The sequence below is a fragment of the Halalkalibacter sp. HAAS-P013 genome (genome assembly GCF_056619925.1).
This window is the reverse complement of record NZ_JBWQTU010000014.1, coordinates 37,512-52,544: the sequence shown is the minus strand read 5'-3', so window position 1 is coordinate 52,544 and position 15,033 is coordinate 37,512. Positions and strand designations below refer to the sequence as shown.

Here is a 15,033-nt window from a genome sequence, read left to right as displayed (position 1 = left end):
AGAGCGAAAGTTGAAAAAGAAATGGATTCTCTTCATTTTCATTCTGCTCTTAACGGGCTGCTGGGACCGGAATGAATTAACCGAAATTGGTATGGTCGCCGCGATTGCGATTGATAAGGATTCAAAAACAGGAGAATATGAGGTAACCTCGCAATTTTTGCGGCCCGCAGCCGAAAGCACACTGACTCCGAGTCCAGAACGCCCCTATTTATTAGTGTCGACAACGGGGAAGACCATTTTCGAAGCAAAAAGACAGTCGACCAAAACAACAGATCGGCATGGCTTTTTTGCCCACAACAAAATAGTAATTATCAATGAAGAGGTAGCAAAAGAGGGATTAATGCCTCTTTTAGACTCAATGATAAGAGGAAAGGAAGTCAGAGGTCACGTATGGCTTTGCATTGCTAGAGGAATAACGGCAAAAGAAATACTGGATATCAAATCTGATAATATCGCCCGGATTCCGGCGATGTATTTGCACAGCCTAAACAAAAATGCCGAACAAGGCTCTGCTACACTCAATCTTTTAACATACTTTAAAGATACACTAGGACAAGGGATTAATCCGGTTGCAGGCGTACTGACGATTGAAAAAACGGGGACTGAGCCCTTTGAGCGAGTCAGACTTTCGGGAGGAGCTGCCTTTCACGAAGATCGTCTTAAAGGATTTTTAAATGAAAAGGAAATTAGGGGATATCATTGGATTACTAATAAAGAGGCTGCTCAAACAGGCGCCCTCTCCTTTCCTTCTTTACTTGAGAAAGGCAAGCTTGTCACCGTTGAAGTAAGAGAGGTACAAGCCACTATTAAACCTGAAGTAAAAGGCGAAACTGACATCTCCTTTACCATTGAGGTGTACCAAGAGGCCAGGGTTGCTGCTGAACAAGCTATTGGTGAATTTAAGGAACGAAAACAACATGTTGATTATTTGCATCAAATAGAAGAAGAAAATAAGAAATTGATCGAAGACGAAATTGACTTAGTCGTAAAAAAAGCGCAAAAAGAATTCAAGGCTGATATATTCGGTTTTGGCAGAGCGTTACATAAGGATTACCCGCATGTATGGAATAAGGTTAAGGACAATTGGGACGAGATGTTTACAACGGTTCCATATACGATTAAAGCGGAAGTTGAAATCCCAAGCTCTTTGCTGATCCAAGGTCCGTTTCAGCCCGAATCGTGATTAGCGTTTGAAAAGGAGGGTTGCTATTTGATAGAGCAAAACACTAACTAACGCAATAGCTGATAGGGTGCCAAATATTAAACTTACCAGCACATAAGGATCTTCTTTTAAGATCAAGCATTTTTCTAACATTCATTATTCTCCTTTCATGAGGAGAATTTTTTCTTTTTTATTAAAATAATCAGTGTACCTCTCTATAAAATCATGGTTCATCTTGCTCCTATATAGAGTCATTTGTGCTAACGTTTCAAGAGGAGGGTTGCTGCTTGATAAAGGAAAACGAATACTAATATGCCAGCACATAAGACTCCTCCTGCTAAAATAATTCCCGTATAAGGATCTGTTTTTATAACTGACCATATTTCTTGCATAATCATTATCCTTTCTAGGAGGATTTTTTTTTCTTTTTCACTAAAATGATAAGCAATAGCAAAACGGGAAGAAAGCCAAATAAAGGGATAGAATACGTTGCATTGATAACTCCATTCCATCGTTGGTAGCCAAAGCTTGGAAAACGAAAGTGAGCAACTACAGGAAGAAACAGTCCAAAAATGAGCATGATCCATTTAAGTTTTAATTTGCGATGGATCCAGGAAACAGTTAAGGCAAACCCATAAAAATGCAAGGCCGTTTTATAAAAACCACCAATAAACATGATAAAAACAGCGATACTATCTAAATTTGTAATGACCTCAGCTATATTTATGGTTAGGATCGTTTCCAAAAGCGGAATTTCAGATTTAGCTGTTAATTCGGCTCCCAAAACACTGATCATGACAGTGACCGAGGTAATCAGTAAAACGGTTGCTGTTCCAACAGCCAAAAACGCTGTTTTCTGAAGCAATTGAGGCTTGTCTACATAATGCCAAATCACCATGAACATTACCAGCTCTGCATAAGGAAATCCAACTACGTGCAGAAGTTCGTTTAAAACAGGTCGAATTCCTTCTCCTAATATTGGTTGCAGGGCTTCCAAGTCAAAATGACCAGAAAATATGGTGAAAATATAGATGCTTATTAAAAAAAAGACCAGATACGGTAATAAGATCTCACATGTTCTTGCCAATACTTCAATCCCTAAAAAAAGGATGTATAGCACCGAAAATATGAAAAGATACCATATTAAGAGGATGGGTGTTAAAGGCAAAGATGTGATTTTAATCAACCTGCCGAACTCATAAAAATTATGCGAAGCTTGACTATAAAAATATAGAGCATAACAAATGAGCAATACAGGAGTCAGTTTTTTTCCTATCACTTCGTTCAAAATGTCAGAGAAGTTTTTTCCAGGATATTGCTTTGGGATTTCTGTATAAACCCATATTAGAAAAAAACCAATAATGACTGCCATCATAATGACCAGCCAAGCATCACGGCCTGCCCCTATTCCTAAAGCAAATAAAGTTGTACTTCCAACATGAAAAACAACGATGAGCATAAATAATTGCGTGTTTGATATGCGAATCATATTCAGTTCTCCTAAAGCATTTATAGACATGGACGTTATTCACAAACTTTTGTGGACATGCTTATTAGCAGGGTATCCAGAATCCTGCCCCGCCATAACCTCAGTTTCTGTATCTTTTGTGAGTATACAAAAAAGCAGAGCTAAACTAAACTCTGCTTTTTTGAAGATCTCTTATTGTATTTGGAACGCCTTTGACCTAATCCTTGCTCCTACTATTCCACAATTCTGGTCAATAATTCCCTATTCGTTTACTTCTGATTAATATAACCATTATATGCACGAGCTAGCTTCATTAAGCCGTTTGCTTTTCATGATTATCTTTTTTCTTGCGCATGAATTGGATTGCAAGTAATAACGCTAGTAACCCAATTCCGATTGTATCTGTAACCCACGATCCGTGAATAAAGACTAAGGCTGTTACAAGAGCAAGAATTCTTTCATATAAACGCAACTTCACTAAGAAGAAGTTTTGAATAAACACAACAAACGCAATAATTCCTAATAATGCAGTGAAAATATTTTGTGCGATCACTGGCCATGAATAAAGACCGGCATTCTCAGGCAATAAGAGAATAACTGTGTTCGTTGCAAATACAAACGGAAGGAGCAATGCACCTGAATCAAACTTAAAGCCTTGGACACCTGTTCGAATTGGCTCTGAGTTTGCAATTCCCGATACCGCATAAGCCGGTAAGTTGATCGGTGGTGTATCGTCCGCTAAAATTCCGTAATATAAAACAAATAAGTGAGCTGCCATAATAGGTACACCCATCTGAACAAGAGCTGGTGCAACCATTGCTGCAAGGATTACGTATGTTGCTGTTGTTGGCAAACCAAGTCCTAAGATCAAGCAAGCCACAAGTGTAAAGGCTAGGGCAAGATATAGATTATCGCCTGCAAAGCCGACGATAATAATCGGTAATTTTGCTGATAAACCTGTTAGATTAATAACTCCAATTAAAATCCCTGCTGTCGCACACGCTACGACAACTGTTAGAGAATTACGTGCAGCCATTTCAAAGCCTGCTAATAACTCGCGAACTCCAAAACGAACAGGAGCAGCATCTACTTTGAAGCTTTTTTGTAACAAAACGACGAAAAGGGCAATAAAGATCCCAATCGTTACCATTACTGCAATTTCAATGTTCCAATCTAAAACAAAATGCATCGCATATGCTAACCCTGCAAGTATAACGGCAATCACAATACCTGGTCCAATTTTTTCACGGAAACGATGCGTAAATACTGCAAGAGTAAGCAACATGACAATGGAGAAGAAAGCAGCATTCGGAACTGTATTTCCTCGTACTAAGAAATAAACGAGGACAATTACCGGTAATATTAAATACCCGTGTTGGATCATCGTTTTTCTCGCAGATACAAGCATCTCTTTCGGCAACCCTTTAATATTATGCTTGGATGCTTCGATATGAACCATAAATAGGATCGCAATATAACTAAGTATGGCTGGAATCGCCGCCGAACGGATAATTTCTGCATACGAATAAGGTGTGTACTCAATCATTAAGAAGGCCGCAGCACCCATAATTGGCGGAAGCAATTGACCACTTGAGGAAGCGGCTACTTCAATTCCCCCAGCTGTTTGCGGGCGGAATCCTACTTTTTTCATTAACGGGATTGTAAACGTACCTGTTGTTACTGCGTTCGCTACTGAACTACCGGAAATAGATCCAAGCATACCAGATGAAACAACAGCGGCCTTAGCAGGTCCCCCTTTATATTTCCCGAACGCCCGTAGTGCAAGATCAATGAACATTTTACCTGCACCAGTTGCTTCTAGTATCGCTCCAAATAAAATGAAAATAAAGACATATACGGCAGAGACCGATAATGGTGTACTAAAAATTCCTGAAGTTGTATATGTCATTTCATAAATAAAGTTCTCGAAATTTGCTCTCGTATGTCTAAAGGGCGGATTTAAGTGATGCCCTAAAAAGAAATAGGCAATAAAAATACCTGCAATAATAACGAGAGGTTTTCCTACAACTCGCCTAGTTGCTTCTAGAACGAGAAGTATCAAAGCTATTCCAACAAACTTATCCATGTCGGTCATTCGACCAGTTAAAATGGAATTGGACGTTTGGTTAGCATAGAGATAATACCCGACAAACAGGGCAATGAGTGCAATAATAAAATCATACCAAACAATTTTTGTCTGTCCTAAGCCTCTTTTTATCGGGAAAATAAGATAGACAAGTACAAGTCCAAAAGTAAGGTGGATAATCATATGAGAACGTGTCCCGACTCCTGGCATTAATCCAAACCCTGCTGTATAAAGATGATAGACTGACATGATAATAGCTAGTGCTAAAATTAATAAAGCCATCCAGCCTCTTACTGAACGGTCACTACCAGCAAGTTCATTTACTTTCTTTTCAACTTCTGGATCAGCCTGATAACTAATTTCTTCTTTTTTTGACATAGTTTCAACTCCTTTACAGCAATATATGACCCCTAAATTTACTCATGTTTTACCACTTGAATACGAATCCTCTCGCCACTCAATTCACCTGATAAATCAATCGATTCTTCTCCATAATAAAAGCTATGGGGATACAAGTGTGATGGAAGAATATTAAGGTATTCAAGTTCGCGATGATCTTGAACGACAAAAAAACCATCTACAATCTCAAAGTTATCCTTTGTTTCATAAGGCAAGCCTGCACCAAAGGATTTCGTCCAACTTTCAGTAGCAATCATCCTAAATTGCTCGTCTATTGTAAAATACTCTCTAACAGGCGACAACTCTACAGAGTGTAAATATTCATGATAAAACGTATCATGAGGTTGAATCTTTTCTTCCCAAAAAACTATATCATTATAAGGTAGGTAAATTTGCAAGAGATATTCCTGTTTCCCACTTGGCGAAAACTTCAGTAAAGTAATTATGATTAGAAGGAACAAAAAGGCAGTGCTAAATAGCAATGCCTTTTTGCTCCATTTTTTATTTCTATTGCTCATCGTAGTAAAGTTGTGCACCTGGATGAACATCGATAGGCATACCGTCTTGTGCAGTATCTAATGTGATGTTAGCACCTTGTTGGTGAGCGTTACTGAATTGCTCTGTGTTTTCAAACATTGCTTTCGTAATTTCATAAACAAGGTCCTCGTCCATATCAGTAGATACGACTAACATTGCGAGTACGGCAGCAGTTGTTGTGTCGCCTTCTGTACCATAAGTGTCAGCAGATACTGTATACTCAGTGTAGTAAGGATACTCAGCAGCTAACTCAGCAATTTTCTCAGAGCTAATAGATACTAGATTGATATCCTTCGTAGCTTTAAGAGCTTCTACTGCACCAGTTGGTAGACCAGCAGTGATGAAAGCAGCATCAATGTTTCCATCTTGGATGCTTCCAGCTGCATCACCAAAGCTCATGTATTCTTCAGAGATGTCATCATATGTGATTCCGTGAATTTCAAGGATTTGACGAGCGTTAGCTTCTGCACCAGAACCTAAGTCCCCAACTGCAATACGCTTGCCCACTAAATCTTCTACTGTTTCAATTCCGCTATCTGCAGCTGTAACAATTTGAATGACTTCAGGATAAAGTGTTGCGATCCCTTGGAATCCTTCTAATGCTCCTTCATCCTCAAACATTTGAATTCCTTGGCTTGCATAGTATGCAATGTCATTTTGAACTAATGCAAGATCAGCATCTCCGTCTACAATTCCGTTAATGTTAACAACAGAAGCACCAGACGAGAATGAAGCTGCTTCAACGTTTTCAATGTTTGCATTAATAATATTGTTTGCTAAGGCAGCACCTAGTGGGAAGTATGTACCTTGCTCTCCACCAGTCATAATAGTAATATCAGTAAATCCACCAGCTTCTGTTTCACCAGCATCTTCTGTTTCACCAGCATCCGCTCCGCCTTCTGCTTCTGGCTCTGCTTCATCAGCACCACCACATGCAGCTAGAACTAACATAAGAGCTAGCATCATTAAGAAACTTAACTTTTTCATGTAAATTTCCCCCTTATTTCTTTAGTTTGATAGTTTTACAAATAAAAGGAATATATTTGCAAAACAATACATTGTCTATTGTATAGCCAAGTCTACACTTTTACAACTTATTGCTCTATTTTCAACACAAAATTTCATGTGACATTTTCTGCACAAGTGCGGGCAATATTTCCAGGGGTCAGACCCCTCTTTAACCCTGCACTACAGTAAAGAGGTCCGTTAAGTGAGTTTCTGCATATATTGTATGGGATGAAGTAATTACTTAATAGGGAGGATTGGATTTAGTGTTTTATTATCACTACAGGATGCCTCAGCCACCTTACTGTTACCGTCAACAAGAGTCTCCCTTCCCTCCTGTTGATACAAGTTTTTTCGAACAATCATTGATTGCTTATCAGACACTACTAGAGCATGGGTCTATTGTCGTTAATAGTCTTGTTGCTTCCGAAGAGAAAATGAAACAGTTAATGGACGCTGCCCAAGCAAGTGATGATGCTACAGTAGATAGAATTATAAGAGAGACTGGTGTACCCACCATCGTTGAAACGTCTTATAACCCTACTGGTGTCACCTTTACGCTACGTGCAGAAGCAGGAGGAACTCCTTGCTGTACCTTAACCATGTATATTAGGTGGGGATTTTAAAAAAGCAATTCGCGTAGGCGAATCGCTTTTTTAATTAGAATTGTTTCTATTTTAATGTGTGTGCTTCGGTCGATAAGAAAGTGATATCAATATGTGTGTTGCTGTAATTCCTAAAAAATAAACTATTCTTTGCCTTTTCCTTTTTTAACCTCATTTTTTAAGTGAATCAAATCCATCAATCAATCTTTCCTTTTACATCGTTGCTTTAAGTTGCCAAATATTCAGCAAATCAATTTTATTTTCCTCTCCTAAAATTGAAAGATTAATTTGGGTTCCCTTAAAATAAAATCGGTTCGTCATAACTAAACTCCCATCATCTACAAAGAGTTCAATGCTTGAACGGTCAACATAAGCAGTTAATTTTATATTACTCTTTCCATTCTCATAATGAGCTTGGCAAAGGTCTCGTTCTCCTTGCTGCATTTCTCTTCGGTCAGTGAATACATTTTTTCCTATGCTATCATAACCAACTTTTAGAGATTCTCCTTTTTCTGACGATAAAGTGAAGCCTAACTGATTTGAGCTCCCTGACGTTATCAACATCTCTAGTTCAAGACAGAGATCCGACAACTCTAGAGCCTTTTCGTACTCCTTTACTAACTGTTTTGTCCGTAACTGTTTCAACTCCTCTACAGGCTTCATTATTAGTTTGTTATTTTCTACCGATAACTCTCTTGGGATCGTTAACGCGCCTGCCCATCCATCCGCTTGTTCTGGCATATCTTTTTTCCACATATTCATCCAGCTAATTAGAATACGTCTATTCTGATCATCTAAAAATGTTTGAGGAGCATAAAAATCAACGCCATAGTCAATTTCATCATTACTAACCGTTTCAAACGCACCTGTAATTTCATCCATCTTTCCAATCATATATCTCGTTTTTGATCCTTCCATATTCATAGGAGAGAAAATCAGAACATCTACGTCATCAGCTAAAGAGAAAAAGTCTGGACACTCCCACATATCTCCTTGCTTGCCGTTACTCTCTAGCATAACTCCCGTATACTCCCAACTCTTCAAGTCTTTTGAGCGATAATGCAGAGCCTTGCCAATTCCATCTTTTCCAGATCCAATTACCATGTTCCATAGGCCATTTTGTTTCCAAACTTTTGGATCACGAAAATCGAAAGACCCATCCTCTGGCGGAGCAGCAATCACTGGATTCTCTTGTAACTTCTCAAAGTGGATTCCATCAGTTGATTTCGCAACACATTGAACTTCTTTCGGCTCTCGCTTCTCGTTATGCCCTGTATAAATTAAATAGAGTTCATCTCCGGAAACAACCGCACTGCCAGAAAAGCAGCCTCCTGCTTCATACTCATACTCTGGAGCAAGAGCTACAGGTAGGTGCTCCCAATGAATAAGGTCCTTGCTTTTTGCATGCCCCCAGTGCATTGGCCCCCACTCAGATTTAAATGGATAATGTTGATAAAACGCATGGTACTCCCCTTTAAAATAGACAAGACCATTCGGATCATTTAACCAGCCCGCAGGAGGAGCAATATGGTACCCTAGCCAAAACTTTGACTGTTTTACTTTTTCAGCATGATTTTGTAACTGTTCATTTGCTTTTTCTACTGTATAGTTCGTTTTTATTGATTCCATTAGATAATACCTCCTATTTAACTGCTCCATCTGATACTCCACCAATAATGTGACGCTGCAAGAAGAGATACACAACAATAACCGGCATTAACACCATTAAATACGAAGCAAAGGCTAAGTTGTAATTTGCTGAGTATTGTGATTCAAAGACATATTGCATTAGTGGCAGTGTCCAATCACTAGAATTATTTAACACTACTAATGGCATTAAGAAGTCATTCCAAATCCAGATAATATTTAAGATTGCTACTGTTACGGTCATTGGTTTTAACATTGGGAAAATAATATGCCAAAACGTCCGAAACACTCCGCACCCATCAATTAACGCGGCATCTTCCAACTCTCTTGGTATGGATTTGAAGTAGGCTACGAATAAAAAGACACTTTGGAAAAGACTGTATGTGATATAAAGCAAGATTAGTCCCCACTTATTTAACATTCCTATTGCACTTAGCTGTTGGATAAGCGGCAGCATCAACACTTGAAACGGAACAAATAGTCCACTCACAAAAAAGTAGTACATAACACGGTAAAATTTCTTATCTTGGTTACGTGCAATTGAATACGATACACTTGATCCTAAGATAATAATAAACACGATAGAAATCCCCGTAATCATAAACGAATTCATAAAACCTTGAACATAGTTCGTCATTTCAATCGCTTGTATGAAGTTCGCAAATGAAAAACTTTCCGGTAAAGCTAAAAATGATACTCTCGTTTCTTCTGGAGTCTTAAATGCAGTAATAACTGTTAAATAGAGAGGAAACAAAATGGCTAAGCCACCTGTAATGATAAAAGCATATACTCCTAATTTTTTGAAATTCATTATAGCTGCACCTCCTTCTTACGTAAGAAGTAAATCTGAATAAATGAAATAATAACAATCATAAGGAATAGCAAGAGAGCTGCCGCTGTTCCATAACCAAATCTATTATTTAGAAACCCTAAATTATAGATTAAGAGTGTAACAGATTCTGTTGCAAAACCAGGTCCTCCCCCAGTCATTGCGACGATATAATCATAGACCATTAAATGCTGCTTCATGGCAAGAATCAAACAAATCGTGATTGAAGGAACAATAAGAGGCAATGTAATGGTGAAAAATTTCTTCAAGCCTCTCGCTCCGTCGATATCAGCAGATTCATAGACTTCTTGTGGAATGGTTTGCAGCCCAGCCATGTAAATGATAACTAAGATAGCTGATGCTTGCCAAACCGTTACAACAACAAGTGCCCAAAACACCGTATCCTGATTTCCTAGCAAATTCGTTTGAAGAACATCAATATTTAACTGTTCACCTAAATAAGGAATAAATCGAAAATAAATTTGTTTCCAAATAAAACCGATGATTAACATACTCAATACCGCCGGGAAAAAATAAAGCCCACGAAAAAAGTTTTGAAATTTAATTTTCGAAACTAAGGCCATCGCAACACTTATGGCTATAATATTCGATAAAATGGTTGAAACAATCGCATACTTAAACGTAAAGCTTAATGAGTTTAAAAACCTTGAATCACTAAAAATATTAATATAATTTGAAATACCTACAAATTCCTTTGTACGACTAACGCCATCCCAATTCGTCATACTTAAGTACACTCCATTTAACAATGGATAGACATAAAAGAAACTTAGAAGGATCAGTCCGGGTATTAATAAAATGAAATAGCCCCGACTCATACTTCGATATATATTTTGATTCATGATAACCCCTCATTTCTATTATTTTTGAGGGTGACTTTCGCAGCCACCCTCTGACAGGAAAATTATTGACGATAACTCGCAAACATACTTTCTAAATCTTGTAAGTATTGCTCGATATCCTGATGACTAAAGAAATTTTGTGAATGACTACGGAAATCTGCTTCTGCAGCCGTTCCACCAGCCCAATAATGGTTCGGCCAGTTAGCTACTTTTCCTTCTTCAATGTGAGGAAGCAGTCCTTGTAATACTGGATCCTTAATTTCCACACCTTCTACTGCACTAAATGAACCATCAAGGTCAGCAAACATCTGTGCTTCATCAACTAAAAATTCAACAAATTTTAATGCTTCTTCTGGATAGTCTGTATCTGCAGAAATGGACAATCCTACATCTACACCTGAGATGGTAACATGTTCATCAAGGTTATTTGTTTGAGGGAAAGTGAAGTAACCAAATTCCTCATCAAAGTTCGGATTCATATCGCGAAGTGTTGGGAGTACCCATGCCCCCATAAAATACATTGCACCTTCACCATTGGCAAACATTGCATTTCCTTGATCGTAATCTGTACCCATATGATCACGTTGAGCAAACTGAAGAACATCTAACATTTTTTGGGCTGTTTCTTCCCAACGCGGATCTCCTACAATTGTTTCATTCCCAGCATTCAAACTTTCCCAATAATCTGGTCCAAATTGTTGAGCAATGAAATTCAAGTTAAAGACAGAGGCTTGATCAAGATTTTGGTTACCCATAATAACTGGTGTTTCACCTGCTGCTGCTAATGCCTCACTTACTGCTAAGAAATCATCCCAAGTTTGCGGTACTTCAATGCCATGCTCTTCAAACATAGCCTTATTGTATATAACTCCATTAGCATTCAAAGAAAGTGCCACACCATACATTCTGTCATTCTCAATATAACGATCTTGGATTTCTCCGTTCACTTTGTCAATAAAATCTTCATCTGTCACATCAAGCAAGTAATCATTGTTAGCACGTAACACATAATCCGCTTCTACTGGATACGTAATAAAGATATCTGGAATATCCCCTGTAGAAAAGCGTGTTTTTAATACTGTCATTCCATCTGGTACTGTATTTTGTTCAATATTAATAGTCGGATTTTCATCCTCAAACTTTTCAATTAATTGGTTAAATGTTTGTACGGCTTCTGACTTCACTTGGAAAAATTCAATAGTCTTCACACCATCATTTGAACCTTCACCGGAACCGTTTGAGGTAGAATCTCCAGAAGTATTACACCCTACAAGAAGTGAAGCTGTTAAAATTGCTGATAAAATAAGTGATTTTTTCATTTTTCTTTCCCCCTTTGATTACATCTTACACCAAAGAAAACGTTTCCATAATGAGGTGTTCTTTCGAGAAATGTTTGATTTTTTTCGAAAGCGCTTTACTTTAATACAAAAAAAACTGCTATGAATTGTTTCATAGCAGTTTTCCCCTTAGCTACTCTCCTTTTTACGATAAGCACTAGGTGTTTGTCCTACCTTTCGTTTAAAGACTTGGCTAAAATATCGTTGATCTTCATAGCCGACTAAGTTTGCAATAGCATAAGTTGGCTTCTTCGTATCTTTTAATAATCGGCACGCATGCTTAACTCGAACATTTGTAACATGGTCAATAAACGTTATTCCGTGATGCTTCTTGAAAAGAGTACTAAAGTAACTAGGGCTGAAGCCAAATTGTTTGGCCACACTTTCATGAGTGACTTCTTTTTGGTAATTGTTTTCAATATATGCCTTTGCTTGCTTCAATACTTCCGCACTATCATTTGTTAACTCTTGATAGGCTTCATAGTCAGTCTTCGTAATGACCTTCTTGTCAACAAATGGACTAATTGCTTTAAGCTTCATAGCAAATTCATACGACAAGTGGATTGTTTCTAACCGATCCGTTATCGTTCCTATAAATATAGTTACATTCTCTACTTCATTCTGTATCTTTGTCGCAAACGTCTCCATCTCTACCACTAAGTTACCTGTTAAAGCAAAAACGATGACAACCTGTCCCTTACTTGGATGATACACATACTTTAACTTTTGATCCGTGTGGATATCAACCAGGTGCTCTTCTACGAGATGAAAGTTATCAAGTTGAATAACCATCACACCATATTGTAGATAGAGTTGTTCAAGTGGGTGTGGTAGAGATGTGTTTTTTTGAACAAGTAAGTCAAAGATCTTCTGTTTGTCAGTGGAAACATTTAACTTCTTTTCTTTTTCTATTTCCTTAATTGCTTTTTCAATAACTTGATAGAGCTCATCACGATCAATTGGCTTTAATAAATAATGATAAGCTTTGTATTGAAGAGCGTCACGGGCAAAAGCAAATTCATCAAATCCACTTAAGACAATCACTTTGTCTGCTTTTCTTTTTGGAGCAATCGCTTCAAGAAAAGCAATTCCGCTCATTACAGGCATCTTTATATCCGTAATCACAAGATCCGGTTCATGTTTTTCATAAAGTTCAACTGCCTGTTGTCCATTATTACCCGTCGCTACTACTCGACAATTAAATGTTTCCCAAGGTACTGTATTTTTTAAGCTCTCAACAATTAACTTTTCATCATCAATTAGGACTACTTTATACATCTATTCATCACCCTTCAATGAGATAGGTATATGGATGCGAATGCTTGTACCTAATGTAGAGCTGCAAATCATAAGTCCGCTTTTCTTTCCATAATACATGCGTAAACGTTCATGCACGTTTAAAACCCCAAGACCTTGATTATTTTGTACATCTTTTCGACTTAGGTTTTCCAAGCTTTCGATCGAGAAGCCAGGCCCGTTATCTTTTACATCAATAATTAGTTGATCGTTCTTTCTTTGGGCTGCAATTTTAATCATGCTAAATGTATCATGATGAATTCCATGTTCTATACTATTTTCTACAAGTGGCTGCAAAATCAATTTAAGCACTGGTAAATCTTTCACTTGACCGTCTATATGACTTTCATAATTGAACTGATAATCATGTCGTATTTTTTGAATTTCTAAATAACTCGTTACATGACGTAGTTCTTCTCTAAATGTAATATCATAAGGACCTTTTAAACTGATTCGAAGCAATTTTCCTAAGTTTGTTACCATTTTTTCTACCTCTCTAGTCTTATTCAAACTAGATAAGGCATTCACTGATTCTAGCGTATTATATAAAAAATGCGGATTAATTTGATGCTGCAGTACTTTAAATTCTGCTTGCTGCTTTTGTTTTTGCTCTTCTTCTACACGTTTAATCATTACTTTAAGCTTCTCAACCATGTCATTAAATCCATTTGATAACGTTTGAAACTCCTGCTCTTTGAAATCCGGCATATCAACTTGTAAGTTTTCTTTTGTCGTTTGGGCCATTTTTCCTTTTAATATTGTAAAGAACGTAATCAATTTTTGCGAAAATGTTCTATGAAAGATTGTAAATAGGATTAACAACACAATAACAAGAATAATCGTAAAAATTCGTATGGGAACAATTTGAGCATTTACACTTTCCCAACTTTTTACTGAAACAAGCGTCCAACCACTAAAAGTTGGCGAATAGGTTAGAAGAAACTCCTTTCCATCCTCACGCTTAAACATTGTTGAACCGGTTTGTTTAGAGGAAATACGCTCTGTATAATTAGATAAGTCTTCGTTAATGAGTTCATTTCCGGTACTGTAAATGATTGATCCTTCTTCATTTAGTATCAACCATTCACTATCACTATTTTTAGCAATTTGATTTGTATTACTAAGCACATCTGGTTGTATGTGCAGGAAAAGAAAACCAATTGGCTCAAGTGTATTTGGATGTAACACACTGCGCCCTACTGTAAAAAGAGATTGTTCTTTCCCAACTAACTCTTGGTTTTTTAATGGTCCAATCCAATATGGTGCCCCTTTTCTACTTTTTATTTCTTGAAAATAGCTCTTATCTATCATTTGCTTGTATGAAACTTTAGGAGGACTGATAAAGTACAAGGGCTCTCTTTCTTCATTAATTAGTAAAAAATCGTAAGTAAATGGATAACTAAAAAGCAAACGAGTAATGTCGCGCTCCATTAGGACTCTTTCAGATGTGAACTGCCATTCACGTTTATTTAGATAGTATTGTACACTTTCTGAAGTTATCACATAGTCAGTAAATAGATTAACCTCTCCCATGATGGAGTTGATATTCAAGTTAATTGCATCTTGTGTATCTAGCATATGTTGGCTAATTTGATCTTTCAAAATTTTTGATGAGACCTCATAAGACATCCACCCCAATACTATAAGAGGAAACAATACAAAACCAAAAAAAGCGAGATAAAAGCGTTTACGTAAACTCAATCGGAGCATCTCCTCTCATGCTTATTTATATATAGGCTCACGGTTGTCCTATTTAGTTCCACAGTATTGTTGAAGCAAAGAAGAAAGGATTTTATTAT

Annotated in this window: 13 protein-coding genes; 2 read left to right on the top strand and 11 right to left on the bottom strand. The window is 37.4% G+C overall.

The window, feature by feature from the left end:
• The first annotated feature begins 10 nt into the window (after positions 1–10).
• Complete coding sequence (locus AC1FXP_RS18115; RefSeq protein ID WP_480063399.1) at positions 11–1,183, top strand: Ger(x)C family spore germination protein; 1,173 nt, start codon at positions 11–13, stop codon at positions 1,181–1,183.
• Here the strand turns inward: AC1FXP_RS18115 and AC1FXP_RS18110 are convergent, their stop codons facing one another.
• The 5 genes from AC1FXP_RS18110 to AC1FXP_RS18090 form a co-directional block, all read right to left on the bottom strand.
• Positions 1,184–1,315, bottom strand: coding sequence for a hypothetical protein (locus AC1FXP_RS18110; RefSeq protein WP_480063398.1), 132 nt, complete (start codon positions 1,313–1,315; stop codon positions 1,184–1,186).
• Between the two features lie 253 nt (positions 1,316–1,568).
• Positions 1,569–2,651, bottom strand: a complete 1,083-nt coding sequence (locus tag AC1FXP_RS18105; RefSeq protein ID WP_480063397.1) for a GerAB/ArcD/ProY family transporter — start codon at positions 2,649–2,651, stop codon at positions 1,569–1,571.
• A 292-nt stretch (positions 2,652–2,943) separates the two neighbouring features.
• Entirely contained in the window at positions 2,944–5,094 is a 2,151-nt protein-coding gene (locus AC1FXP_RS18100) for a TRAP transporter permease (protein WP_480063396.1), read from the bottom strand.
• 38 nt (positions 5,095–5,132) lie between these two features.
• Positions 5,133–5,633 carry a DUF1850 domain-containing protein gene (locus tag AC1FXP_RS18095; RefSeq protein WP_480063395.1) on the bottom strand — a complete coding sequence of 167 codons (501 nt, stop codon included), beginning with the start codon at positions 5,631–5,633 and terminating at the stop codon, positions 5,133–5,135.
• Positions 5,623–6,639, bottom strand: a complete 1,017-nt coding sequence (locus tag AC1FXP_RS18090; RefSeq protein WP_480063394.1) for a TAXI family TRAP transporter solute-binding subunit — start codon at positions 6,637–6,639, stop codon at positions 5,623–5,625. Before AC1FXP_RS18090 ends, AC1FXP_RS18095 begins: the two co-directional genes overlap by 11 nt.
• A gap of 284 nt (positions 6,640–6,923) precedes the next feature.
• Here AC1FXP_RS18090 and AC1FXP_RS18085 point away from each other — a divergent pair, with 284 nt between their 5' ends.
• Complete coding sequence (locus AC1FXP_RS18085) at positions 6,924–7,283, top strand: YuzC family spore coat inner layer protein (protein ID WP_480063393.1); 360 nt, start codon at positions 6,924–6,926, stop codon at positions 7,281–7,283.
• A gap of 192 nt (positions 7,284–7,475) precedes the next feature.
• Here the strand turns inward: AC1FXP_RS18085 and AC1FXP_RS18080 are convergent, their stop codons facing one another.
• From AC1FXP_RS18080 to AC1FXP_RS18055, 6 genes are all read right to left on the bottom strand, one after another.
• Positions 7,476–8,891 (bottom strand): glycoside hydrolase family 32 protein, encoded by a 1,416-nt coding sequence (locus AC1FXP_RS18080; RefSeq protein WP_480063392.1) that lies wholly within the window; start codon positions 8,889–8,891, stop codon positions 7,476–7,478.
• A 13-nt stretch (positions 8,892–8,904) separates the two neighbouring features.
• A complete protein-coding gene (locus tag AC1FXP_RS18075; protein WP_480063391.1) occupies positions 8,905–9,720 on the bottom strand; it encodes a carbohydrate ABC transporter permease in 816 nt (271 codons plus the stop codon).
• The gene (locus tag AC1FXP_RS18070; RefSeq protein WP_480063390.1) at positions 9,720–10,601 is read right to left on the bottom strand and encodes a carbohydrate ABC transporter permease; all 882 of its coding nucleotides are present in this window, start codon (positions 10,599–10,601) and stop codon (positions 9,720–9,722) included. The genes AC1FXP_RS18075 and AC1FXP_RS18070 overlap by 1 nt, the downstream gene beginning before the upstream one ends.
• A gap of 62 nt (positions 10,602–10,663) precedes the next feature.
• Positions 10,664–11,920, bottom strand: coding sequence for an ABC transporter substrate-binding protein (locus tag AC1FXP_RS18065; protein ID WP_480063389.1), 1,257 nt, complete (start codon positions 11,918–11,920; stop codon positions 10,664–10,666).
• Positions 11,921–12,067: 147 nt separating this feature from the next.
• Positions 12,068–13,216 carry a response regulator transcription factor gene (locus tag AC1FXP_RS18060; RefSeq protein WP_480063388.1) on the bottom strand — a complete coding sequence of 383 codons (1,149 nt, stop codon included), beginning with the start codon at positions 13,214–13,216 and terminating at the stop codon, positions 12,068–12,070.
• A complete protein-coding gene (locus tag AC1FXP_RS18055) occupies positions 13,217–14,935 on the bottom strand; it encodes a cache domain-containing sensor histidine kinase (RefSeq protein ID WP_480063387.1) in 1,719 nt (572 codons plus the stop codon).
• Positions 14,936–15,033 lie beyond the last annotated feature (98 nt).

What these genes read in the sequence shown, in the direction of transcription:
- AC1FXP_RS18065 (WP_480063389.1), bottom strand. Translation starts at nt 11,920, where the DNA reads ATGAAAAAATCACTTATTTTATCAGCAATTTTAACAGCTTCACTTCTT.
- AC1FXP_RS18075 (WP_480063391.1), bottom strand. Translation starts at nt 9,720, where the DNA reads ATGAATTTCAAAAAATTAGGAGTATATGCTTTTATCATTACAGGTGGC.
- AC1FXP_RS18100 (WP_480063396.1), bottom strand. Translation starts at nt 5,094, where the DNA reads ATGTCAAAAAAAGAAGAAATTAGTTATCAGGCTGATCCAGAAGTTGAA.
- AC1FXP_RS18060 (WP_480063388.1), bottom strand. Translation starts at nt 13,216, where the DNA reads ATGTATAAAGTAGTCCTAATTGATGATGAAAAGTTAATTGTTGAGAGC.
- AC1FXP_RS18080 (WP_480063392.1), bottom strand. Translation starts at nt 8,891, where the DNA reads ATGGAATCAATAAAAACGAACTATACAGTAGAAAAAGCAAATGAACAG.
- AC1FXP_RS18095 (WP_480063395.1), bottom strand. Translation starts at nt 5,633, where the DNA reads ATGAGCAATAGAAATAAAAAATGGAGCAAAAAGGCATTGCTATTTAGC.
- AC1FXP_RS18110 (WP_480063398.1), bottom strand. Translation starts at nt 1,315, where the DNA reads ATGTTAGAAAAATGCTTGATCTTAAAAGAAGATCCTTATGTGCTGGTA.
- AC1FXP_RS18090 (WP_480063394.1), bottom strand. Translation starts at nt 6,639, where the DNA reads ATGAAAAAGTTAAGTTTCTTAATGATGCTAGCTCTTATGTTAGTTCTA.
- AC1FXP_RS18070 (WP_480063390.1), bottom strand. Translation starts at nt 10,601, where the DNA reads ATGAATCAAAATATATATCGAAGTATGAGTCGGGGCTATTTCATTTTA.
- AC1FXP_RS18105 (WP_480063397.1), bottom strand. Translation starts at nt 2,651, where the DNA reads ATGATTCGCATATCAAACACGCAATTATTTATGCTCATCGTTGTTTTT.